The sequence below is a fragment of the Bacillus sp. LM 4-2 genome (assembly GCF_000978495.1).
Lineage (GTDB): Bacteria > Bacillota > Bacilli > Bacillales > Bacillaceae > Bacillus > Bacillus subtilis.
The window spans coordinates 2,163,840-2,186,113 of sequence record NZ_CP011101.1 but is presented as its reverse complement, the minus strand read 5'-3'; the positions used below and the strand labels follow the sequence as shown (position 1 = coordinate 2,186,113).

Here is a 22,274-nt window from a genome sequence, read left to right as displayed (position 1 = left end):
CCAAAAAAGCCATCACCCCAAAGGTGACGGCTTTTTTGTTTAATTTGTTTTTTCAATGGATGATGAGTTTGTTTGTGTTTTATTAGATGTGTCTGTTTTATTTTTATTCGTGTCAGAACCTGTTGAATCATTCTTACCAGAGTTCGAATCATCATCCGACGTATCCTGGTTGTTACTGTTGTCGTTTGATTGGTCTTGGTTATTGTTGTCGGACGGATTGGTGTTCGTATTGTCTTGTTTTTTGTCTTGATCGTTTGTTGAATCATCTGTCTGATCTTGATCCGTCTGACCGTCATCTTTTTGAGAATCATCAGTTTGTGTATCATCCTGATTCTTCTCATCATCTTGTTTTTCATCATCCGTTTGTTGCTGGTCTTTTTTATCTTCATCGTCTTCAGCTTTTGGCACCTCATAGGATGTGGAAGCTGTACTTTTGCCATCATCACTGACGGCTGTTACTTCGAATTTGTACACAGATCCTGGCTGCACACCCGATATGACTGCCTCTTTTGCAGAGCTGTTTTGAATTTCCGAGTAGCTGCCGCCGTCAACAGATTGCTTTACAGCAAAGGTCGCATCTCCGTCGTAATTCCAGCTTAACGTTAAAGATTGATTGTCTTTATCGTATTTCACGTTTAAACCAGACAGTTTAGCTGTTTCCTCTTTTTCTTCTTTCTCATATGTTTTAGAAACAGTAGAAGGAGCTGTGCCTTTAACAAAGTACTCTGTGAGCTTCTTATCGCTTGGCGTATTTGGCCCTGCCAGTTTTGCAGGGTTTGAGCCTTTTTCTACAGAGGCTTCCACTACGCTGTCAGGCTTCTCAAATGATCCGCTTCCGTCATCGACATCGGCGATGAGCTGGGCGAAGATGCGCTTTGCAACTTTTTGTTCTTCAGTTGAAAGAGATTTCTTTCCAGCCTCGTTTTCTCCCATACCCGTCCAGACGGCAGCTGTATATTGTGGTGTGTAGCCAACGAACCAAGAATCTCGGGCGCCACCGCTAGCGATATTGTACCTTTTGACTTCATTATCATCAAAGTTAGTCGTTCCTGTTTTTCCTGCAACTTCTACACCAGGTACTTGTGCAAGCTGTCCAGTACCTGTCTTAACAGCTGTTTTCAGCATATCTGTAATCATAAACGCAGTATAATCACTCATGGCTGATTTTGATTTTGGTGTTAAGTCAAGCTTCGTGCCATCGTTAAATTCGATAGATTTTACAAAATGCGGTTCATTATACGTTCCGTTATTTCCAAACGCGCTGTATGCACCTGCCATTGTCAGAGGAGAAACACCATCGTTCCCACCGAAACCGCCAATAGAATAGGCCTCTGTTACATTTTCTTTTGTTAAACCAAGGCCAAGTCCATTTGCAAAGTCTACAGCAGTATCTTTACCGACTGCCTGGAATGCTTTTAAAGCAGGTATATTTCTTGATTGGGCCAGAGCGTAACGCATTGAGATAGGCCCTAGATATTTGCGGTCCCAATCACGAATCGGTTTTCCGTTAGAATACGTATAAGCTGAGTCATCAATTTGTTCGTATGTGGACCATTTCTTATTTTCAATAACTGGTCCGTAGTCCAAAATCGGTTTTATGGTCGAACCAGGCTGTGCCTTAGTTTGAGTAGCATAGTTAAAGCCTCCGACAGGCTGATTGCGTCCCGCACCAATCGCTCGGACTTCTCCGTTTTTGGTATCGAGAAGCGTCACACCGCCCTGCATGCCTTCAGTAAATCCGACGGTGTCTCCGTCCATTAATTCATCTAGTTTATCTTGTGCTTTTGTATCTAATGTCGTATAGATCTTTAATCCGTCAGCAGATGGATCGACATCAGATTTTTCATCAATTTCCTTCATAACCTCTTCAACAAATGCGCTGTATTTGTTTGTACTTGCTTTTTCATATTCCTTCTGTGACACGACGCCTTCGTCTTTCACTGCCACTTTTTTCGCTTTGTTATATTGAGAATCAGAAATAAATCCTTGCTTTTTCATCAGACTGAGTACGATGTTGCGTCGTTTTTCCGCTTTATCCGGGTTTTTGACCGGGTTGTACGCTGTTGGGCTCTGCGGCATTCCTGCAAGCGTCGCAGCCTGTTCGACAGTCAATTTGCTTAAATCTGTAACGCCGAAAAATTCTTCCGCCGCTTTTCCGATTCCGTATGCTCTAGGAGAAAAATAAATCCGGTTTAAATACATTTCTAAAATTTCATCTTTAGAGTAATTGCGCTCCAGCTGAATCGAAAGCCATACTTCCTGGACCTTCCGTTTCAACGTCTTCTGATGTGAAAGAAGGGAGTTTTTGACGACCTGCTGGGTGATCGTACTTCCGCCTTCAGCCCCGAAGCCGTCTTTAAAGTTGGCAACTAAAGCACCGCCGATACGGACAGGGTCAATCCCGTGGTGCTCATAAAAACGAGCGTCTTCTGTCGCGATAAAGGCTTCTTTTACAACATCGGGAATTTCATCTATCGAGACGTAGGTCCGTTTTTCGGCGCCGACTTCGGCGATCTCTTTTCCATTTTTATCATAAATCGTTGATGAATAAGGCGTCTTCAATTTGCTTTCATCAAGGGACGGCGCATCAGAAACCATGACGGCAAATGTAACAGCACCGCCGACTACGCCTAAAACAAACAGAATGAGTAAAGTGAAAAGGGTCTTTTTAAACAATCCGCCCTTTTTTCGTTTCTTGCCTTTTTTCGGTGAAGGACTCGACTTGCTGTTCGCTTTTCGTCGAGCTTCACGGCTGTTAAATTGATCTGACATAACATCTCAACCTTTCGTTAATCAACCTTTCGCACCAGATGATGGCGAAAAATAAAGCTGTTCAATAATACTAATATAATCAATTCTGGGTGCGTATCCAAGAGAAATCGGATAAGCTGTTTCTTCCAACTCATCTTTTCGAATTGATTTTCTGCCGTTTTTTTCTTTTCTGTCCCAGAAATAAAACAGCTTATCGGCTTCCAAAAAATAAACCTGGTCGAAAGCGGATATAATAACAAAACAAATACCGTCTTGAGCCTTTACCTGCTTCATATGCTCGATTTGATGGTCATGAAAATTCTGCAGGGGGAAAGAGGTCTTGTTTTTCGTTTCTTTCGCCTCAAAATCAATATACCGCCCTTTGTAAATCCCATTGTAGTCTGTTGTCGATGATTGTTTAAAGTAAGCTTCTTTAATCACTGCGGCACTTCTTTTTGGATAATGGACATTTACAATTTGAACAGGTGTCGGCTTTTTGTGTATAACGGCAATTTGGTTTGTCAGATAATACTTATTCGTTTCGTTTAAGTCATCTTCGAGGGTCATTCCGCGATTACTGTAAGACGGGGCCCTTTTCTGACTGTTTTGGGATGAAACCGAATGTTTCGGCTGAAATGTTTTTCCATTAGGATACCGAATCACTTTCTCATCCTCCTTATTAAACTAATCATGACGGAAGTGAATGAACGTGCAAGAACAACAGACCATTAGAAAGCTTCTGAGCCGGATTGAGCGGCAGACAAAAATAAAAAACGCGGATAACATTTCAAGAACAAATGCTTATAAAGCATTTTACGACCGTCACCCGGAAATCAAATGGTCGCTTTTGGCTTCTTTCGTTTCTCGTAATGCCGGCTGGTCAATGACTGACTTAAAAGGCAGTCTGTTTCAGCTTGGACTCCGTGAGAGACAGCAAAAATGGTTCTTTTTAGCCTATGAAAGAGCGAACTGGCTTATTTTTTCGGATGCCTATCCGCAGCTTCTTTTATACCACTGGTCAAAAAGAGTCGGGAAACCGCTGTTTCATCTTCTGCATGTGTTTGGCGTCTCACAATTTATGTCGGAAGAATGGACCCGTTTTTGGCATGAGCGAAATACGGAGCGGCTAATGTATGCCCTCATTATAAATGAACAAAACACTATCCAAACACCTATTATACAAAATCCTTCGTTTAAAAAGAATGTTTTTGACACGATTCCTTTTTATTTAAGTGACTGGTTTCATTTTAACACCGTTATTTTTCCTTCCTCAAATGGGTTTCTTTATGGCATTTCAGTGAAACGCTTTTCAAAGGCGGAGGAAAGGATAAGGCTGGGGAAGCAGCTGTCTCAATTGCTGTTCAATCCAGAATTGTTCTCCTCTTTTTATCACTTTTTGCACACAGTGCCGCACTCAGGTTCCCGTTTTGATATGGAAAAGATGATCGGGATTACAAAAAGAACATCTCCTATGCTAAGGACATGCTACCCTGAGTTAATCCACTCATTAGACGGAACGAAAACAGATTGGTTTCATGGAAAGATAAAGAAAACGTTCTTTAGGCGCGAGGAATTGCCGAAGCAGATTGAATTGACAGACTGGTATTTACATAAAAAGCGCCAGCTTCATGCGCTTTTTGCGGTGGAGCAGTGGCTGAAAAAATAAAGAAGCAAGGAAATTCCTTGCTTCTTACGTAGAAGGGCGGTTCGGGCCGCCTAATTTTTTATCTAAAGAATCGATTGCCTTTGATTCAGTCTTTTTTTGCTGGCCGGCTTTTTTCGGTCTTGTTTTCATACGGCACCTCCTCACAAGTATCGTTTGCATTAACGAGGAGGATCATACAATTTTTGCGGGTGTTTTTGTCGAAAACTTCAGCTTTTCGTGGAATACCTGTTTGTTTGGCGATTTGCTTCTAGTTTTGTCATGAGGAAGGAAAGAGCCTTGAGAGCAAAGAATGTTAACCGGGAGAGACAAGGAAAGGGAGGTACACGAATGTCCGGTTATGTATGCAAGACAGATATTCTCCGTATGCTTTCTGATATAGAAGATGAATTAACGCGAGCTGAGCAAAGCCTGAATCATTCTGTAAATGCATTAGAGGCTGAGATGCGGGAAACGGAAAACGATCGCCTGAGTGTGCTGGAAGAAGAAATTATAGATCTTCATATTTGTATAAATGAGCTGTATCAATCGCCTGAACACAGGTATGCGTTTGAGAAGGTATACCGCATCGGCTGAAATTGCGAGTGAAATTTGGTACGATAGGCATTGAGGTGAAAGATATTGCTATCACAAACTTTGCTGGAAATGACCGAGCAAATGATTGAAGTTGCTGAAAAAGGCGCTGATCGGTATCAGGAAGGAAAAAACAGTAATCATTCTTATGATTTTTTTGAGACGATAAAGCCTGCAGTTGAAGAGAATGATGAACTGGCTGCTCGCTGGGCAGAGGGTGCTCTTGAATTGATAAAAGTCCGCCGGCCAAAATATGTGCATAAAGAGCAAATTGAGGCCGTAAAGGATAATTTCCTGGAATTGGTCCTTCAATCTTATGTTCATCATATTCATAAAAAACGATTCAAGGACATCACTGAGTCAGTCCTTTATACATTGCACGCAGTAAAGGATGAAATTGCAAGAGAAGACAGCCGGTAAAAGGCTGTCTTCTTTTCGTTTTTATAGGGGGCCGGACGTTAATTCATCTCATATGCCGGGCTTTCTGCTCCATTTGCTTCGAGAACCTTCATACTGTTACGAAACTCAGTTATGCTGAGATGTCCTTGAATATAGAGGAACTTGGCAAAGTCCATCAGTTTATTCATACAGTCTGTTTCATATTTCTTCATTTCTGCAAAACGTTTGCTTAAGTATGATACGTTCATTATGGTGCATCCCCTCTCATCTGTATTGAAAATATGGTACCATAATGATTCGACTTTTTTCTGTTTTTAAAAAATTTAAACTTTCGACACAATTTGACAAATGCTAATCATCACTTGTGACACAAACAATAGAAGTCATTCATACATATATAGAAGAGAAATATGTTGTGTTTAGGGGGGAATCGCAATGAACAGGAGCTCTCGAAGCTATCCTCGACAAATGGGCTATTATTATCCTCAGCAAATGCAAGGATATTATCAGCAGGCTGCACCCGGTTATTTAGAGCAACAACTGCCTCAGCAGCATTATGGACAGCAGGGTTATTATCAGCCCTATGCTCCGATCCAGCCTATGCCTATGCAGCCGCCTGTATTTTCTAACCCTTATCCTATCCCAAGGCCTAATCAACAGCAGCCTTCGCAATTTCAAAGCATTATGTCGCAGTTCAAAAAAGCCAATGGGCAATTTGATTTTAATAAAATGATGGATACGACAGGTCAAGTAATGAGTGCAATGAATCAGGTCGGATCTTTAATAAAGGGATTTACCAGCTTTTTTAAATGATAAAAGCATGAATGAATCGTTCATTCATGCTTATTTTTTGGAAAGAAAAGTGTCATTGTCTGCTCGTTCCAAGACGTTTCCATATCTTCTTGGCGAACTTCATAAGGCAGCTGAACCGTTCTTGTCATGCTTGTAAAGGTAGCCTCATTTTGGTGTTTCTGTTTTTCTTGGAGTGTTACATGGAGATACCTCGATTTAACATCAACGACGATCTCGCCATCTCGAAACGTCGCCGGAATGGTAATATCGATATACAGCCCAGTATCTTTTTCTCTGACATGTATGGTCGTCTGCACATCCTTTAAACTCGAGTTGATTAGGTTCTGAAATCCGTTTATAAGGTTGCCGAACGCTGAGGATTGGAAAAGAGTGTCGATTGCCTCCGTTATGATTTCTTCTTTCTTTTGCAGTTCGTTCTTTTTGTCATCATGGAATTCCAATATCGCCACCGCCTTTTTTAACCAGATTATGCGTCTATGCCAGATGTTGTTATAAATTGAAGCAAAATTGAAAGTGTGGTTAAATAGTGGTGAATGAAGGGATAACGGTTGAAGTGAATGAGAAGGGAGAAAATACATTGCTGAAAAAATTATTCGGAATGGGCAAAATTCAGGAAAAGGTGACAGAAGAGGTTATTTATTCTCCGGCAGACGGTACAGTAATGGACCTGTCAGATGTGCCGGACCCTGTTTTTTCACAGAAAATGATGGGAGAAGGAATAGCGGTGGAACCTTCTAGCGGTGAAATCGTTTCTCCCGCTGAAGGTGAAGTCATTCAGATTTTCCACACCAAACACGCCGTTGGCATTCGGACTCGCTCGGGAATTGAGCTGTTAATTCATGTCGGGCTGGAGACAGTCAATATGAACGGAGAAGGATTTACTGCCCACATTAAAGAAGGGGATAAAGTGAAGGTCGGTGACCCGCTGATTACATGTGATTTGGAATTAATAAAAGAAAAAGCGAGCAGCACAGTCATCCCAATCGTTATAATGAATGGTGAGGCTGTAGGATCAATGGTATCGGCAGGCGAAAAGGCTGCTCGTAAAGGCGAATCAAAGCTCCTTACAATAAAAGCGAAATAAGCAGGGCGTATGCCTTGCTTTTTTTATTCAACTGTATAAAATTTGCACCTAGCCATGCAAACAAATATTCGGTAAACTGTACTTGACAAAGAGGTGTAAAGAATGAAAAAGAAATCACTGACTGAACTCATTTCTGATTTAAAAGGAAATGAAAACGTTGTGAATTGGCATGAAATTGAGCCTCGGGAAGCAAAAACAAGGCCTATGCCCGAAAGTATAGACGAGAGAATCAAAGCGGCCCTTTCGAAAAGGGGCATTGATGAACTATATACTCACCAATATTCCGCTTTTCAATATGTGCAAAAAGGAGAAAGCATCGTTACCGTAACGCCAACAGCATCAGGAAAAACGTTATGCTACAACCTCCCAGTCCTGCAGTCCATCGCCCAAGATGAAACAAACCGGGCGTTATATTTATTTCCGACTAAAGCGCTGGCACAAGACCAAAAGAGCGAGCTAAATGAAATTATTGATGAAATGGGCATTGATATTAAAAGCTTTACATATGACGGGGATACGTCTCCGGCAATCAGACAAAAGGTGAGAAAAGCAGGTCATATTGTCATTACAAACCCCGATATGCTGCATTCTGCCATTCTACCGCATCATACGAAATGGGTCAGTTTGTTTGAAAACCTTAAGTATATCGTCATCGATGAGCTTCATACGTATCGAGGTGTGTTCGGCAGCCATGTGGCAAATGTGATCCGGCGGCTAAAGCGGATCTGCTGGTTTTATGGAAGTGATCCGGTTTTTATTTGTACTTCCGCAACAATTGCCAACCCAAAGGAATTGGGAGAGCAGCTGACAGGCAAACCGATGCGGCTGGTCGATGACAATGGCGCACCGAGCGGACGCAAGCATTTTGTGTTTTACAATCCGCCAATTGTGAACAAACCGCTGAATATTAGAAGGAGCGCAACCGCAGAAGTGAATGAACTGGCGAAAGAGTTCCTTAAAAACAAAGTGCAGACCATTGTTTTTGCCAGAAGCAGAGTTCGGGTGGAAATTATTTTAAGCCATATTCAGGAGCTTGTGAAAAAAGAGATTGGAACAAAATCAATCAGAGGCTATCGGGGAGGCTATCTGCCGAAAGAGCGAAGAGAAATCGAAAAAGGCCTGAGAGAAGGCGACATTTTAGGAGTGGTCAGTACGAATGCCTTAGAGCTTGGTGTTGATATCGGACAGCTGCAAGTGTGTGTAATGACGGGGTATCCCGGAAGTGTTGCAAGTGCTTGGCAGCAGGCGGGACGAGCCGGCAGAAGACACGGTGAATCTTTGATTATCATGGTAGCCAATTCAACACCGATTGACCAATATATTGTGCGGCATCCTGAATATTTCTTTAATCGTTCGCCTGAATCTGCAAGAATCAATCCGGAGAATTTGATTATTTTAGTAGACCACTTAAAGTGTGCGGCTTATGAGCTTCCTTTTAGAGCTGATGAAGAATTTGGACCCATGGAAGTCAGTGATATTCTTGAGTATCTTGAGGAAGAGGCTGTTCTTCACCGCAACGGCGAACGGTACCATTGGGCAAGTGAGTCGTTTCCTGCTTCAAACATCAGTTTGCGTTCCGCCTCCCAGGAAAATGTCGTTATAGTTGATCAGTCGGATATTGCAAATGTAAGGATTATCGGTGAAATGGACCGTTTTAGTGCGATGACGCTTTTGCATGATGAAGCGATTTATTTGCATGAAGGCGTTCAGTATCAAGTTGAGAAGCTCGATTGGGACCATAAAAAGGCGTATGTCAGAAAAGTCGATGTCGAATATTATACGGATGCAAACCTGGCAGTTCAGCTGAAGGTATTAGAAATCGATAAAACGAAAGAAAAAAGCCGTACGTCATTGCACTACGGAGACGTCACTGTCAATGCCCTGCCGACCATTTTTAAAAAAATAAAAATGACCACTTTTGAAAATATTGGGTCTGGACCTATTCATTTGCCGGAAGAAGAACTGCATACAAGTGCAGCTTGGCTCGAAATCAAAACAGCGGATGAAGACATCGGGGAAAAGACACTGGAACAGCTGCTTCTTGGCATCTCGAATGTGCTGCAGCATATTGTCCCTGTGTATATCATGTGTGATCGAAATGATGTTCATGTTGTTTCTCAAATTAAAGCAGCCCATACCGGATTGCCAACCATATTTTTATATGATCATTATCCGGGCGGTATCGGTTTGGCGGAGGAAGTCTTTAAACGTTTTTCAGACATTAATGAAGCGGCGAAACAACTGATTACACATTGTCCTTGTCATGACGGCTGTCCGTCTTGTATAGGTACGGAAATAGAAGGGATAAAAGCAAAGGAAAGAATTTTGCAGCTGTTGGATCAAATGTCGTAAGGAGGGAGGCCGGATATGTCATTAAAAGGGAAACTCCAACGGATGAAAAAGCACATGGCGCTCGACGAAGGAGAACAAAAAATAGAAGCAGGCAAACAAGAAAACCACTTTGATGACATCCCGTTTTTAGAAGAGTGGGAGGCTTTTGGCATGAAGCCTTTCATCTTCGAAGATGAATATTGCCTCATCAGAGAAGTAGAATATCCGCTTTCTCACCGCCATGGGTTATACAGCTTTTCTGAGCTTGAAGAAGTGATCACACTGTGGAATCAAAGCGGCCTGTCGCATACATTGTCAGCAAAAGGGTATAACAAAAACAACCTCTTTTTCTTTGATACAGAAACAACCGGTCTTGGGGGTGGAGCTGGGAATACCATTTTTTTGCTTGGGCATGCGAGAGTTTATGAAGACCGAGTGACAGTCAAACAGCATCTTTTGCCCAAACCGGGGAACGAAGTCGCCTTGTACCAAAGCTTTTTAAGCGAGGTTGACATTACATCACTTGTGACCTACAACGGCAAAGCCTTTGATTGGCCGCAGGTGAAAACAAGACACACCTTGATCCGTGACAGACTTCCGAAGCTTCCGGAATTTGGCCACTTTGATCTTTTGCATGGAGCTAGACGCCTGTGGAAACACAAAATGGACCGCGTATCTCTTGGCACGGTTGAAAAAGAGGAGCTCGGCATCCGCAGACTAGAAGACACACCGGGCTACTTGGCGCCAATGCTTTACTTTCATTTTATCAAGGCGCAAGAGCCGGATCTTTTAAAAGGTGTCCTGCATCATAATGAAATGGATGTGTTATCACTCATTTCATTGTACATCCATATGTCTAAAAAAATCCTTTCAGAATCACATGCGCCAAAAGAACACAGTGAAGCCTATGCTATGGCGAAATGGTTTATGGCTCATAAGGAAACGGACCAAGCGATCAAGCAGTTGGAAAGGCTTTTAGAAAAATCGTTTGAGGATCAGGACAGTGCACGGCTGGATTTATCGCTCCTGTACAAAAAACAAAACCGCTTGGAAGAAGCAGTGCCGCTTTGGGAAAAGCTGTCCCGCTCGCAAAACCAGAAGTGCAGATACGCTGCTGTAATAGAGCTCGCGAAATATTTTGAGCATAAGAAAAAAGAATTCGGAAAAGCATTGCAAGTAGCAGAGCAATTGCTTAGCGATACGGCATGCTTATCAGAGAAAGAAACTGAAAAACTGCATGTGAGAATTGCCCGGCTGAAGAGGAAATATTCCTCTTAAATATTCCCCGGGAAAGCGCAAAAGACGACTTGTTTCGCCATGAATTTTTTTTGCTGAATTCACATTGATTTTGTTGTAGAATAGCGGCGAATCCTGTAAAATGACGTTAGTTATTTTTAAAGGGAGAGTTGGTATGTATAAGGGTGTTTTTTACTTGTTCTTTGTTGTGGTATTTTTGATTGCTTTTGTGTTTTCAAACTTTAAAGACAGCTTAATTGCACACTTTTAAAATAGGTCTTTGCATCAGAACATGTACCCCTTATTTTTCATAGCTTAGTATTGTAATAAAGTTTATGGAAAGGGGATTTTATCATGCATCACTGCAGACCGCATATGATGGCGCCAATTGTCCATCCTACTCATTGCTGTGAACACCATACGTTTTCGAAGACTATCGTGCCGCACATTCACCCACAGCATACAACAAACGTAAACCACCAGCATTTTCAGCACGTTCACTACTTTCCACACACTTTCTCAAATGTTGACCCGGCTACGCATCAGCATTTTCAAGCAGGAAAACCTTGCTGCGACTACTAGTATGGAAAACGTGCAGCTTGATGGTGTAAACAATGCAGCACAACAAATGGGGCCCACGGGAGCCCCATTTTTTAAAGCAGGTGAAATGATGAAAGTATTGGCAATAACGGGCTATAAACCGTTTGAACTGGGGATATTTAAGCAGGATGACAAGGCGCTGTATTACATAAAAAAAGCCATTAAGAACCGGCTGATTGCTTTTTTGGATGAAGGATTAGAATGGATTTTAATTTCGGGCCAGCTTGGAGTTGAGCTGTGGGCGGCAGAAGTTGCATATGATTTGCAGGAGGAATACCCTGACTTAAAGGTAGCTGTCATCACACCATTTTACGAGCAGGAAAAGAACTGGAAAGAACCGAATAAGGAACAGTATGAAGCAGTTCTGGCTCAGGCAGACTATGAAGCAAGCCTGACTCACCGTCCTTATGAAAGCCCGCTTCAATTCAAACAAAAAAATCAGTTCTTCATTGATAAGTCCGACGGGCTTCTGCTTTTATATGACCCGGAAAAGGAAGGCTCCCCTAAGTATATGCTTGGGACAGCGGAAAAAAGGCGCGAACAGGATAGCTATCCCATCTACTTTATTACAATGGATGACTTGAGAGTGACAGTGGAGGAAGACAGCTACTAACAATGAGAGAGAAATTTGACAACCGTACAGATTTCTGAAAAAATATATGTGATGATTCACGATACGAGGTGAAAAAGATGCTTGCTGATAAAGTAAAGCTTTCTGCGAAAGAAATTTTGGAAAAAGAATTTAAAACAGGCGTTAGAGGCTACAAGCAAGAAGACGTTGACAAATTTTTAGATATGATTATTAAGGATTATGAAACCTTCCATCAAGAAATTGAAGAACTGCAGCAGGAAAATCTGCAGCTGAAAAAACAGCTTGAAGAAGCCAGCAAAAAACAGCCTGTGCAATCTAACACAACAAACTTTGATATTTTAAAACGGCTGTCTAACTTAGAAAAACACGTTTTTGGCAGCAAGCTTTATGATTGATCATGCTTGAAAAAAATGGCGCTTGTAAATTGTAATCAGTTGTTATATAATAATTCATGTTCTTAACGTTCGGGTAATCGCTGCAGATCTTGAATCTGTAGAGGAAAGTCCATGCTCGCACGGTGCTGAGATGCCCGTAGTGTTCGTGCCTAGCGAAGTCATAAGCTAGGGCAGCCTTTAGAGGCTGACGGCAGGAAAAAAGCCTACGTCCTTCGGATATGGCTGAGTATCCTTGAAAGTGCCACAGTGACGAAGTCTCACTAGAAATGGTGAGAGTGGAACGCGGTAAACCCCTCGAGCGAGAAACCCAAATTTTGGTAGGGGAACCTTCTTAACGGAATTCAACGGAGAGAAGGACAGAATGCTTTCTGTAGATAGATGATTGCCGCCTGAGTACGAGGTGATGAGCCGTTTGCAGTACGACGGAACAAAACATGGCTTACAGAACGTTAGACCACTTACATTTAAAATGATGAAAACAAGCTCTCCCGTATAAGGAGAGCTTTTATCTTGAAAAGAGAAAAGTTTTAAAAGACAGGGTGATACGATGAAGAAGTATACACTAATTGCAACGGCGCCGATGGGCATTGAAGCTGTTGTCGCAAAGGAAGTACGAGATTTAGGATACGAATGCAAGGTTGATAACGGGAAAGTTATTTTTGAAGGTGATGCACTTGCCATCTGCCGTGCGAACCTTTGGCTTAGAACAGCCGACCGCATAAAGGTTCAGGTTGCTTCTTTTAAAGCGAAAACATTTGATGAACTGTTTGAAAAAACGAAAGCGATTAACTGGCGCTCATTTATACCTGAAAACGGGAAATTCCCTGTCATCGGAAAATCGGTAAAGTCAACACTTGCAAGCGTTCCCGACTGTCAGCGGATCGTCAAAAAAGCAATTGTCGAAAAGCTCAAGCTGCAGTCCGGCAAAGCCAATGATTGGATTGAAGAAACAGGTGCCGAGTATAAAGTCGAAATTTCTTTATTGAAAGATCAGGCTTTGATTACACTGGACTCATCAGGGACAGGCCTTCACAAACGAGGATACCGTGTCGATCAGGGCGGTGCGCCGATTAAAGAAACACTTGCTGCCGCTTTGGTGCAATTAACCAATTGGACGCCAGACCGCCCGTTTGTTGATCCTTTCTGCGGCTCCGGAACAATCGCGATAGAAGCGGCGCTAATCGGCCAAAACATCGCCCCGGGATTCAATCGCGATTTTGTTTCAGAGGATTGGGAATGGATCGGTAAAGATCTGTGGAACAAAGCGCGGCTTGAAGTCGAAGAAAAGGCAAATTATGATCAGCCGCTTACAATTTTCGCAAGCGACATAGACCACCGCATGGTTGAAATCGCAAAAGAAAATGCAGAGGAAGCAGGATTGGGAGATCTAATCCAGTTCAAACAGATGCAGGTCAAAGACTTTACCACAAATCTGGAGTTTGGCGTAATTGTCGGCAACCCGCCATATGGAGAGCGTCTCGGCGAGAAAAAAGCCGTTGAACAGATGTACAAAGAAATGGGGCAGGCGTTCGAGCCGCTTGATACTTGGTCTGTGTATATGCTGACATCAAATGAAAACTTTGAGGAAGCATATGGCAGAAAAGCAACGAAGAAACGAAAACTCTTTAACGGGTTTATTAAAACGGATTATTATCAATACTGGTCAAAAGTAAGACCGCAGCGCAAGAAAACAGAAAACGCATAAAAAGAAGACGCTCTGCATGCGTCTTCTTTCATCTTTCAGCCCTATTCTATCGTTACCAACGGTGTGCTTTCGCATTACTTCTCAATATAATGTTGGTTTGGGACATTTCAGTGTGACCGTTTACTTGAGACTTAGAACGTTTAGGCCGCGTCCAATTGTGATGAAACAGTTCAGAATGCTGATCTAATCGGTTTCTATAACTCATGTCAACATCACTCCCTGATAGAATATTGTTGATAAGACGGATAATCCGGAGACGGAATATCAAGTGTAGTTTGTGCATGTTTCGGTGATAACATGCGGTAAAGCATGTATATAAAATGAAAAGTTCGCATACAATGATGATTATTTCCATCAGAGGTGATCTCATGCTGAACAGCGAACATTTTAATCTTATTCAAAGGGCGCTTGACGCAACAGCAAACGAGCTGAAGGAGCTCGGGACTGATTCGTCTCCGTCTGTGATTTCGCATGCGCAAACTGATTTAGAAAAAGCGGTAGAACATATTTATTCAACAGACCATCCTTTTTTATCGTCACATGTGATCAATCGTAAGTAAACTGCAAAAAACTTGGCATTGCCAAGTTTTTTTATTGTATTCATCAGCGGAAAATGATATTATTGGTGGTCTGAATGTCGAATAGTTGGGGGTTGGAACTAGGTGACAACATCACGTTTGCCTTTTTCTTTAACGAAAACAAAGAATTTTTATGAAGAATTGAACAATTGGATTGGTGACGTGTTTTACGATATCCTTCCCGAAAAAGGGTTTGATCTTCGGGACGAGCAAGTATTTATGGCTTTTCAGCTGGAGCGGGCCTTTAAAGAGAAAAAAGTCATGTTCGCCGAAGCTGGAGTGGGAACGGGGAAAACGCTGGTTTATCTTCTTTTTGCAATCAGCTATGCAAGGTATGTCGGCAAACCTGCCATCATCGCTTGTGCAGATGAAACATTAATTGAACAGCTGGTGAAAAAAGAGGGCGATATTTCTAAGCTGGCTGAGCATCTTGATCTGAAAATTGATACAAGGCTGTCAAAATCACATGAGCAATATTTATGCTTGAAGAAGCTTGAAAAAACAATGCAGCGTTCTGATGATGATAAATGGCTGGATCTTTATGAGTCGTTACCGTCATTTGTCCACGAGTCACAGGCGATGCAGCGCTTTTATCCGTATGGCGACCGTAAGCAGTACGCAAATCTATCGAATGAAGAGTGGTCTGACGTAAGCTACGACTCGTTTCAGGACTGTCTGACTTGTGATATGAGACACAGATGCGGTCTGACACTTTCCAGAGATTACTACCGCAAGTCAACGGACTTAATCATTTGTTCCCATGATTTTTATATGGAGCATGTGTGGACGGAAGAATCACGCAAACGAGAGGGCCAGCTGCCGCTCTTGCCTGATCATAGTGCAGTTGTATTTGATGAGGGGCATTTGTTAGAGTTTGCTGCGCAAAAAGCGCTAACCTATAGAGTGAAGCAGTCTACTCTTGAATTGTTTTTAGAACGATTGCTGCAAAATGACATCAGAGAAGAGTTTGCAGAATTGATTGAAGATGCGCTTCTCGCAAACGACGAATTTTTCTATGTTCTTTCTGAAGAATCAAAGGAAGTAGCCGGTTCACACCGTTTAGAAATAAAAAATGACCAGCGTGTCAAAAAGGCGGCGGACGAGCTTTGCCGTTTACTTGATAAAATCGGTGAGGCACTTGTATTTGAGTCTGAAATGTATACGATTGATCAATACGAACTGTCAGTAGTGGAAGAATATGTTGAACAAATGGCGTATTCATTATCTCTATATCAAAAGGATGCGATCAGCTGGCTGGAGAAAAAGGAAGCAGAATCAACTTTTGTCGTGATGCCGAGAACGGTAGCAGAAGTACTTGGCGAAAAAGTGTTTTCTAAGAAAATTCCTTATATCTTTTCTTCTGCTACGCTGTCAGAAGGCGGTTCGTTTGATTATATTGCCGACAGTCTTGGGATTCATGATTATTTGTCATTAACTGTTGATTCCCCTTATGATTATGACGAGCAAATGAGTATTAATCTATACGCAAAAACAGATATGGACGCTGAACAAAAAACGGCTGAAACGATTGAAACAATCAAACGATACAAAGGAAGAACGCTGGTGCTTTTCCCTTCTTTTGAAGAATTAAACGAGTTTAAAGAGCTGTCGGCGGCATGGGAGCTGCCGTATCCAATTTTCTTCGAAGGTGATGAGGAAATCAGCAGCTTAGTAGAGAAATTCCAAGAGGAAGAAGAAACAGTACTTTGTTCAGTTCACTTATGGGAAGGACTCGACATTCCCGGTGACGCATTGAAGAATGTTACCATTTGGTCATTACCGTTCCCGCCACACGATCCTGTATTTACAGCGAAGCGCAACGGAGCGAAAAAAGATCCGTTCGAAGAAGTTGATCTGCCATATATGTTGTTACGTGTACGGCAGGGCATCGGGCGCCTGATTCGCTCGAATCAAGACAGCGGCTCGATTCACATTTACGCTGGCGGAGAAAATGAACGCATCATTGATGAGGTCAAAAAGGTCTTGCCTGTTGAACCGCACATGATGTAATGGAAAAAAGCTGACGATCGTTCGTCAGCTTTTTTATTTGTCAGCGGGATAGCCAGCCGCCATCAACTGCTAAAATATGTCCATTTACATAATCTGAAGCACGTGATGCCAAAAAGACTGCAGTCCCCCCGATATCATCCGCTTGGCCCCAGCGGCCGGCAGGAATTCTCTTTAAAATGTCCTCATTTCGCTTTTCGTCATCCCGAATAGGCTTTGTATTCGCAGTAGAAATATAGCCTGGGGCGATTGCGTTGACCTGAATACCTGACGCTGCCCACTCATTTGCAAATGATTTTGTCAAACCGGCAACAGCGTGTTTGCTCGCGGTGTAAGCCGGAACGAGGATGCCGCCTTGAAAAGACAGGAGAGAGGCAATATTAATAATCTTTCCATGACCTCTTTTCAGCATGTGCCTGCCAGCAAGCTGTGTCAGAATAAACAGGCTGTTTAGATTGACATTCAGTACGTGCTGCCAGTTCTCTTCTGAAAAATCTTCCGCTTTTTCCCGATGAATAATGCCGGCATTATTGACAAGGATGTGGATCTGCCTGTTTTCAAACAGCTCAGCTGCAGAATCCTTTATCGCTTCCGGCTTGCTCATGTCCAATGTAAAAGATGTAAATATCCGGCCTTCCTGTTCCACAAGCTGCTGTGTTTCAGACAGGCTGCTTTTATGTGATGTGCCGATAATATCAGCGCCAGCACCGGCTAGGGCTTTGGCAATTCCTTGACCGATCCCTGTTCCAGGGCCTGTCACCAGCGCTGTTTTTCCTTCTAATGAAAAGGCGTCATGTAGATAACCCATCTTATTTCAGCCCATCCATCGGAACGAGATCCATGTCCGTAAATGTGTAATTTTCTCCAGCCATCGCCCACACAAAGCTATAGTTTGATGTTCCTGCGCCAGAATGAATAGACCAGGCGGGAGAAAGGACAGCCTGGTCATTTCCAACAACAAGATGGCGTGTTTCGTCCGGCTGGCCCATGAAATGAAATACCTTTGAATCCTTTTCAAGATCCAGATAAAGATAAGCCTCCATCCGACGGTCATGAACGTGTGCTGGCATGGTATTCCAGTTGTTGTTTTGATCTAACATCGTTATTCCCATCATCAACTGACAGCTTTTAATGCCATCCTGATGAATGACTTTGTACAGACTTCTGACATTAGACGCTGCATCATCACCAAGGCGGTCCGGTGTCAGTTCAGCTAGGGCGGCTTTTTGTGTCGGATAGCTTTTGTGGGCGCAAGCGGAGACGAAGTAAAACTTCGCTTTTTCACCGTTCAGGCTTGAAAATGATACATCCTGATTACCCATTCCGATATAGAGAAAATCCTTTGTTTGAAGCACATATTCATCATCGCCGACTCTAACGGCACCAGGCTGGCCGACATTAATAATCCCGATTTCACGCCGTTCCAAAAAGAAGTCTGTTTTTAGAAAATCACCTGCATCAAGCTTCAGTTCACTTTGCCCTGGAGCCGCTCCGCCGATGACAACCCGGTCTTCATGTGAGTAATACATCGTAAGTTTGTTTTCTGTAAATAAAGAATCCATTAAGAAATGACTGCGAAGCTCCTCTGTTGTAAAGCGTTTTACTTGTTCAGGATGTACAGAATAACGATTTTCCATTATATTTCCCCCTTGGTTAGGATTTCAGCATCACTTGAATGAAAATATTTTGGTAACGGTTTCAAAGAAAATTTTAGGATAAATAGTGAAAAGAGTCAACGAAAAAATAATGAATTGACACATTATTAAAAAAACTCTTCCCAAATTTTAAAATTATGGTATTCTTTTGTTGTAACGGTTTTGAAATCGGTTTCAAATATAAGAGATACAGGAGCACTTGAATGAAAAAGAAAACAACAGGCCATACAACCATCAAAGATGTAGCTGAATGTGCAGGAGTTTCGAAATCGACAGTTTCCCGCTATATTAACGGAAAAATTGACGCGATTTCTCCTGAAAAAGTGAAAAACATTAAAAAGGCAATTGCAGAATTGAATTATCGGCCGAGTAAAATGGCGCAAGGTTTGAAAATAAAAAAAAGCAAGTTAATCGGATTTGTTGTAGCTGACATTACAAATCCTTTTTCGGTCGCTGCTTTCAGGGGAGTCGAAGAGGTTTGTGATCAATATGGATACAGCATTATGGTGTGCAACACAGATAACAGTCCTGAAAAAGAGCGGGAAATGCTCTTAAAGCTAGAAGCCCATTCGGTTGAGGGCTTGATTTTAAACGCAACAGGGGAAAACAAGGATGTACTCCGCGCTTTTGCTGAACAGCAAATTCCAACAATCTTAATTGACCGGAAACTGCCGGATCTGAAACTGGATACCGTAACGACTGACAACAGATGGATCACAAAAGAGATTCTTCAGAAGGTGTACAGCAAAGGGTATACTGATGTCGCGCTGTTTACCGAACCGATTTCCTCTATCAGCCCTCGTGCAGAAAGAGCAGCTGTGTATCAGGAAATGGCTTCGGTTCAAAATGTGAACGGGCTTGTCAGATTGCATGAAATTGACGTAAAAGACAAGGAGCAGCTTAAGGCGGCGCTTTGTTCTTTTCACAAGGAAATGCCGGAGCAAAAAAAAGCGATTCTGGCTTTGAATGGCTTGATTATGCTGAAAATCATCAGCTGTATGGAAGAGCTTGGCCTGCGCATCCCTCAAGATATAGGGATTGCAGGATTCGATGATACGGAATGGTATAAACTGATCGGTCCAGGTATTACAACGATCGCCCAGCCGTCACATGATATGGGCAGGACGGCGATGGAACGTGTATTAAAAAGGATTGAAGGTGACAAAGGAGCGCCTCAAACCATTGAATTAGAGGCAAAAGTCATCATGAGAAAGTCACTTTAATCCTAGGTGCCCTCAACTAAGAGGAGGTTGGGAAGAGATGAAGCTTGATGCGGTGACATTCGGGGAATCAATGGCCATGTTTTATGCAAATGAGTATGGAGGCCTTCATGAAGTATCCACTTTTTCTAAAGGGCTTGCCGGAGCAGAAAGCAATGTCGCCTGCGGCCTTGCCAGACTCGGATTTCGAATGGGATGGATGAGCAAGGTCGGCAATGATCAGCTCGGAACGTTTGTTTTACAAGAGCTTAAAAAAGAGGGAGTGGATGTGTCCCGCGTGATCCGCTCGCAGGACGAAAATCCCACCGGGCTGCTGCTGAAGTCAAAAGTGAAAGAAGGCGACCCGCAAGTTACCTACTATAGGAAAAACTCAGCTGCAAGCACATTAACTTCAGCTGAATATCCGAGAGATTATTTTCAATGCGCAGGCCATTTGCATGTGACAGGCATTCCGCCTGCCTTGTCAGCCGAGATGAAAGACTTCACGTATCATGTCATGAACGACATGAGAAACGCAGGGAAGACCATTTCATTCGACCCTAATGTAAGACCTTCGCTTTGGCCTGATCAAGCAACAATGGTACATACAATCAATGATCTGGCTGGGCTTGCAGACTGGTTTTTCCCGGGTATCGCAGAGGGAGAGCTATTGACCGGAGAAAAAACACCTGAAGGCATTGCCGACTATTATTTGAAAAAAGGTGCCAGCTTTGTTGCTATTAAACTTGGAAAAGAAGGCGCTTACTTTAAAACGGGGACAAGTGAAGGATTTCTAGAAGGCTGCCGGGTCGACCGGGTGGTTGATACGGTCGGCGCCGGAGACGGATTTGCAGTCGGTGTAATCAGCGGTATCCTAGACGGTTTGTCGTACAAGGATGCGGTGCAAAGGGGAAATGCGATTGGCGCTTTGCAAGTGCAGGCACCGGGGGATATGGACGGTTTGCCGACCAGGGAGAAATTAGCTTCTTTTTTATCTGCTCAAAGAACGGTTCACCAAAAGAAAGGGGATTATTAATATGGAGTCCAAAGTCGTTGAAAACCGTCTGAAAGAAGCAAAGCTGATTGCAGTCATTCGTTCAAAGGATAAGCAGGAGGCCTGTCAGCAGATTGAGAGTTTATTAGATAAAGGGATTCGTGCAGTTGAAGTGACGTATACGACCCCCGGGGCATCAGATATTATCGAATCCTTCCGTAATAGGGAAGATATTTTAATTGGCGCGGGCACGGTCATCACCGCGCAGCAAGCTGGGGAAGCTGCTGAGGCTGGCGCGCAGTTTATTGTCAGTCCGGGTTTTTCAGCTGATCTTGCTGAACATCTATCTTTTGTAAAGACACATTATATCCCCGGCGTCTTGACTCCGAGCGAAATTATGGAAGCGCTGACATTCGGTTTTACGACATTAAAGCTGTTCCCAAGCGGTGTGTTTGGCATCCCGTTTATGAAAAATTTAGCGGGTCCTTTCCCGCAGGTGACCTTTATTCCGACAGGCGGGATACATCCGTCTGAAGTGCCGGATTGGCTTAGAGCCGGAGCTGGCGCCGTCGGAGTCGGCAGCCAGCTGGGCAGCTGTTCAAAAGAGGATTTGCAGGCTGTTTTCCAAGTGTAAGTGGAATTGTTTTTTCATAACCGGAGGATGGGAGAATCCACAATATGAAAATCAAGGCGACAATTGAACGGGTACCTGGCGGAATGATGATTATTCCGCTATTTCTTGGAGCGGCGCTCAACACGTTTGCGCCTGGAACAGCGGAGTTCTTTGGAGGGTTTACGGGTGCTTTGATTACCGGAACGCTGCCGATACTGGGTGTTTTTATCTTTTGCGTAGGAGCAACGATTGATTTTCGTTCTTCAGGCTATATCGCAAGAAAAGGAATCACGTTATTATTGGGAAAGGTCGGATTTGCGGCACTGCTCGGCGTGATCGCAGCGCAATTTATACCTGACGAAGGTATACAATCCGGCTTTTTTGCAGGCCTTTCTGTTTTAGCAATTGTCGCGGTAATGAATGAAACGAACGGCGGACTGTATTTGGCGCTCATGAATCACATGGGAAGAAAAGAGGATGCGGGCGCTTTCGCCTTTATCAGTACAGAATCTGGTCCTTTTATGACCATGGTGACGTTTGGTGTGACGGGACTTGCCGCATTCCCATGGGAAACGCTGGCAGCGACAGTCATCCCGTTTTTACTTGGATGTATACTTGGAAATCTGGATCATGATCTCAGAGACTTATTCAGCAAGGTTGTGCCGGCGATCATTCCATTTTTCGCCTTTTCGCTCGGCAATACCTTGAATTTTGGAATGCTGATCCAATCAGGGCTGCTCGGCATTTTTATCGGAGTTTCTGTCGTCATTTTATCGGGCAGTTCCTTGTTTTTACTTGATCGTTTTATTGCGCGGGGAGATGGTGTCGCGGGAGTGGCCGCTTCTTCTACGGCAGGGGCGGCTGTAGCCGTGCCATATGCATTAGCGGAAGCGAATGCCTCATTTGCGCCAGTTGCTGAGTCGGCAACTGCAATTATCGCGACAAGCGTTATTGTCACCTCGCTCTTAACCCCGCTGGCAACAGTGTGGGTAGATAAAAAAATCAAGCAGAAAAAGCGGAGAACACCTCCGCCAAAAAATCAAATGACGATCAACTGAATAAAAAGGCTGCCACAAAACATACCGG

At 43.1% G+C, this 22,274-nt stretch carries 26 protein-coding genes and 1 other RNA gene; 19 read left to right on the top strand and 8 right to left on the bottom strand.

What is annotated here, in order from left to right:
- Window positions 1-39 precede the first annotated feature (39 nt).
- Together bslm_RS10670 and recU are read right to left on the bottom strand one after the other, a co-directional pair.
- Window positions 40-2,772, bottom strand: coding sequence for a PBP1A family penicillin-binding protein (locus bslm_RS10670; RefSeq protein WP_046381141.1), 2,733 nt, complete (start codon window positions 2,770-2,772; stop codon window positions 40-42).
- 21 nt (window positions 2,773-2,793) lie between these two features.
- A complete protein-coding gene (gene recU / locus bslm_RS10665; RefSeq protein ID WP_004399067.1) occupies window positions 2,794-3,414 on the bottom strand; it encodes a Holliday junction resolvase RecU in 621 nt (206 codons plus the stop codon).
- A gap of 40 nt (window positions 3,415-3,454) precedes the next feature.
- On the opposite strand from recU, the gene bslm_RS10660 reads away from it, so the two are divergent.
- Window positions 3,455-4,417, top strand: coding sequence for a DUF2515 domain-containing protein (locus tag bslm_RS10660; protein WP_046381140.1), 963 nt, complete (start codon window positions 3,455-3,457; stop codon window positions 4,415-4,417).
- A 24-nt stretch (window positions 4,418-4,441) separates the two neighbouring features.
- Here bslm_RS10660 and sspM read toward each other — a convergent pair whose 3' ends face one another.
- Window positions 4,442-4,546 (bottom strand): acid-soluble spore protein SspM, encoded by a 105-nt coding sequence (gene sspM, locus bslm_RS10655; RefSeq protein WP_003225606.1) that lies wholly within the window; start codon window positions 4,544-4,546, stop codon window positions 4,442-4,444.
- A gap of 198 nt (window positions 4,547-4,744) precedes the next feature.
- Between sspM and bslm_RS10650 the strand changes: the two genes are divergently transcribed.
- Window positions 4,745-4,990: a YppD family protein gene (locus bslm_RS10650; protein WP_004398488.1), complete on the top strand. Its 246-nt coding sequence runs from the start codon at window positions 4,745-4,747 to the stop codon at window positions 4,988-4,990.
- Window positions 4,991-5,035: 45 nt separating this feature from the next.
- Complete coding sequence (locus tag bslm_RS10645; protein WP_003246080.1) at window positions 5,036-5,407, top strand: YppE family protein; 372 nt, start codon at window positions 5,036-5,038, stop codon at window positions 5,405-5,407.
- A 38-nt stretch (window positions 5,408-5,445) separates the two neighbouring features.
- Here bslm_RS10645 and bslm_RS10640 read toward each other — a convergent pair whose 3' ends face one another.
- Window positions 5,446-5,634, bottom strand: coding sequence for a YppF family protein (locus bslm_RS10640; protein ID WP_003230690.1), 189 nt, complete (start codon window positions 5,632-5,634; stop codon window positions 5,446-5,448).
- Window positions 5,635-5,821: 187 nt separating this feature from the next.
- Here bslm_RS10640 and bslm_RS10635 point away from each other — a divergent pair, with 187 nt between their 5' ends.
- The gene (locus tag bslm_RS10635; RefSeq protein WP_046381139.1) at window positions 5,822-6,199 is read left to right on the top strand and encodes a YppG family protein; all 378 of its coding nucleotides are present in this window, start codon (window positions 5,822-5,824) and stop codon (window positions 6,197-6,199) included.
- Window positions 6,200-6,219: 20 nt separating this feature from the next.
- Here bslm_RS10635 and bslm_RS10630 read toward each other — a convergent pair whose 3' ends face one another.
- Complete coding sequence (locus bslm_RS10630; RefSeq protein ID WP_014477158.1) at window positions 6,220-6,639, bottom strand: Hsp20/alpha crystallin family protein; 420 nt, start codon at window positions 6,637-6,639, stop codon at window positions 6,220-6,222.
- A gap of 137 nt (window positions 6,640-6,776) precedes the next feature.
- Here bslm_RS10630 and bslm_RS10625 point away from each other — a divergent pair, with 137 nt between their 5' ends.
- The 9 genes from bslm_RS10625 to bslm_RS10600 all read left to right on the top strand — a co-directional run bounded on the left by bslm_RS10625 (window position 6,777) and on the right by bslm_RS10600 (window position 14,142).
- Window positions 6,777-7,283 (top strand): PTS sugar transporter subunit IIA, encoded by a 507-nt coding sequence (locus bslm_RS10625; RefSeq protein WP_038428153.1) that lies wholly within the window; start codon window positions 6,777-6,779, stop codon window positions 7,281-7,283.
- 102 nt (window positions 7,284-7,385) lie between these two features.
- Window positions 7,386-9,635, top strand: a complete 2,250-nt coding sequence (mrfA, locus tag bslm_RS10620; RefSeq protein ID WP_046381138.1) for an ATP-dependent helicase MrfA — start codon at window positions 7,386-7,388, stop codon at window positions 9,633-9,635.
- Window positions 9,636-9,650: 15 nt separating this feature from the next.
- On the top strand, window positions 9,651-10,892 hold the full coding sequence (gene mrfB, locus bslm_RS10615; protein ID WP_046381137.1) for a metal-dependent exonucleaseMrfB: 1,242 nt from the start codon (window positions 9,651-9,653) through the stop codon (window positions 10,890-10,892).
- 100 nt (window positions 10,893-10,992) lie between these two features.
- On the top strand, window positions 10,993-11,121 hold the full coding sequence (locus bslm_RS21340; RefSeq protein WP_003230707.1) for a hypothetical protein: 129 nt from the start codon (window positions 10,993-10,995) through the stop codon (window positions 11,119-11,121).
- An 83-nt stretch (window positions 11,122-11,204) separates the two neighbouring features.
- Complete coding sequence (gene cotD, locus bslm_RS20760; protein WP_010886551.1) at window positions 11,205-11,432, top strand: spore coat protein CotD; 228 nt, start codon at window positions 11,205-11,207, stop codon at window positions 11,430-11,432.
- Window positions 11,433-11,520: 88 nt separating this feature from the next.
- Complete coding sequence (locus tag bslm_RS10610; protein WP_029726791.1) at window positions 11,521-12,063, top strand: SLOG family protein; 543 nt, start codon at window positions 11,521-11,523, stop codon at window positions 12,061-12,063.
- Between the two features lie 77 nt (window positions 12,064-12,140).
- Window positions 12,141-12,437, top strand: coding sequence for a cell division regulator GpsB (gpsB, locus tag bslm_RS10605; RefSeq protein ID WP_003225629.1), 297 nt, complete (start codon window positions 12,141-12,143; stop codon window positions 12,435-12,437).
- A 65-nt stretch (window positions 12,438-12,502) separates the two neighbouring features.
- Window positions 12,503-12,884, top strand: an RNA gene (gene rnpB, locus bslm_RS20755) — RNase P RNA component class B.
- 100 nt (window positions 12,885-12,984) lie between these two features.
- Entirely contained in the window at window positions 12,985-14,142 is a 1,158-nt protein-coding gene (locus bslm_RS10600) for a THUMP domain-containing class I SAM-dependent RNA methyltransferase (RefSeq protein WP_046381136.1), read from the top strand.
- Window positions 14,143-14,194: 52 nt separating this feature from the next.
- On the opposite strand, the gene bslm_RS20750 is transcribed toward bslm_RS10600, so the two are convergent.
- The gene (locus bslm_RS20750) at window positions 14,195-14,347 is read right to left on the bottom strand and encodes a YpzG family protein (RefSeq protein ID WP_010327933.1); all 153 of its coding nucleotides are present in this window, start codon (window positions 14,345-14,347) and stop codon (window positions 14,195-14,197) included.
- 163 nt (window positions 14,348-14,510) lie between these two features.
- Here bslm_RS20750 and bslm_RS10595 point away from each other — a divergent pair, with 163 nt between their 5' ends.
- Entirely contained in the window at window positions 14,511-14,702 is a 192-nt protein-coding gene (locus tag bslm_RS10595) for a hypothetical protein (protein ID WP_003246090.1), read from the top strand.
- 102 nt (window positions 14,703-14,804) lie between these two features.
- A complete protein-coding gene (locus bslm_RS10590) occupies window positions 14,805-16,730 on the top strand; it encodes an ATP-dependent DNA helicase (protein ID WP_046381135.1) in 1,926 nt (641 codons plus the stop codon).
- Between the two features lie 40 nt (window positions 16,731-16,770).
- Here the strand turns inward: bslm_RS10590 and kduD are convergent, their stop codons facing one another.
- Window positions 16,771-17,535, bottom strand: a complete 765-nt coding sequence (gene kduD / locus bslm_RS10585; protein WP_029726792.1) for a 2-dehydro-3-deoxy-D-gluconate 5-dehydrogenase KduD — start codon at window positions 17,533-17,535, stop codon at window positions 16,771-16,773.
- A gap of 1 nt (window position 17,536) precedes the next feature.
- Window positions 17,537-18,364, bottom strand: a complete 828-nt coding sequence (kduI, locus tag bslm_RS10580; protein ID WP_046381134.1) for a 5-dehydro-4-deoxy-D-glucuronate isomerase — start codon at window positions 18,362-18,364, stop codon at window positions 17,537-17,539.
- Window positions 18,365-18,585: 221 nt separating this feature from the next.
- On the opposite strand from kduI, the gene kdgR reads away from it, so the two are divergent.
- The 4 genes from kdgR to kdgT are packed head-to-tail and all read left to right on the top strand — an operon-like array spanning window position 18,586 to window position 22,246.
- Window positions 18,586-19,605 carry a pectin utilization transcriptional regulator KdgR gene (gene kdgR / locus bslm_RS10575; protein ID WP_033884793.1) on the top strand — a complete coding sequence of 340 codons (1,020 nt, stop codon included), beginning with the start codon at window positions 18,586-18,588 and terminating at the stop codon, window positions 19,603-19,605.
- A 37-nt stretch (window positions 19,606-19,642) separates the two neighbouring features.
- Window positions 19,643-20,617 carry a 2-dehydro-3-deoxygluconokinase gene (gene kdgK, locus bslm_RS10570; protein WP_046381133.1) on the top strand — a complete coding sequence of 325 codons (975 nt, stop codon included), beginning with the start codon at window positions 19,643-19,645 and terminating at the stop codon, window positions 20,615-20,617.
- A gap of 1 nt (window position 20,618) precedes the next feature.
- Window positions 20,619-21,209: a bifunctional 4-hydroxy-2-oxoglutarate aldolase/2-dehydro-3-deoxy-phosphogluconate aldolase gene (gene eda / locus bslm_RS10565; RefSeq protein ID WP_015383933.1), complete on the top strand. Its 591-nt coding sequence runs from the start codon at window positions 20,619-20,621 to the stop codon at window positions 21,207-21,209.
- A gap of 44 nt (window positions 21,210-21,253) precedes the next feature.
- Window positions 21,254-22,246, top strand: coding sequence for a 2-keto-3-deoxygluconate transporter (gene kdgT, locus bslm_RS10560; RefSeq protein ID WP_014477146.1), 993 nt, complete (start codon window positions 21,254-21,256; stop codon window positions 22,244-22,246).
- Window positions 22,247-22,274 lie beyond the last annotated feature (28 nt).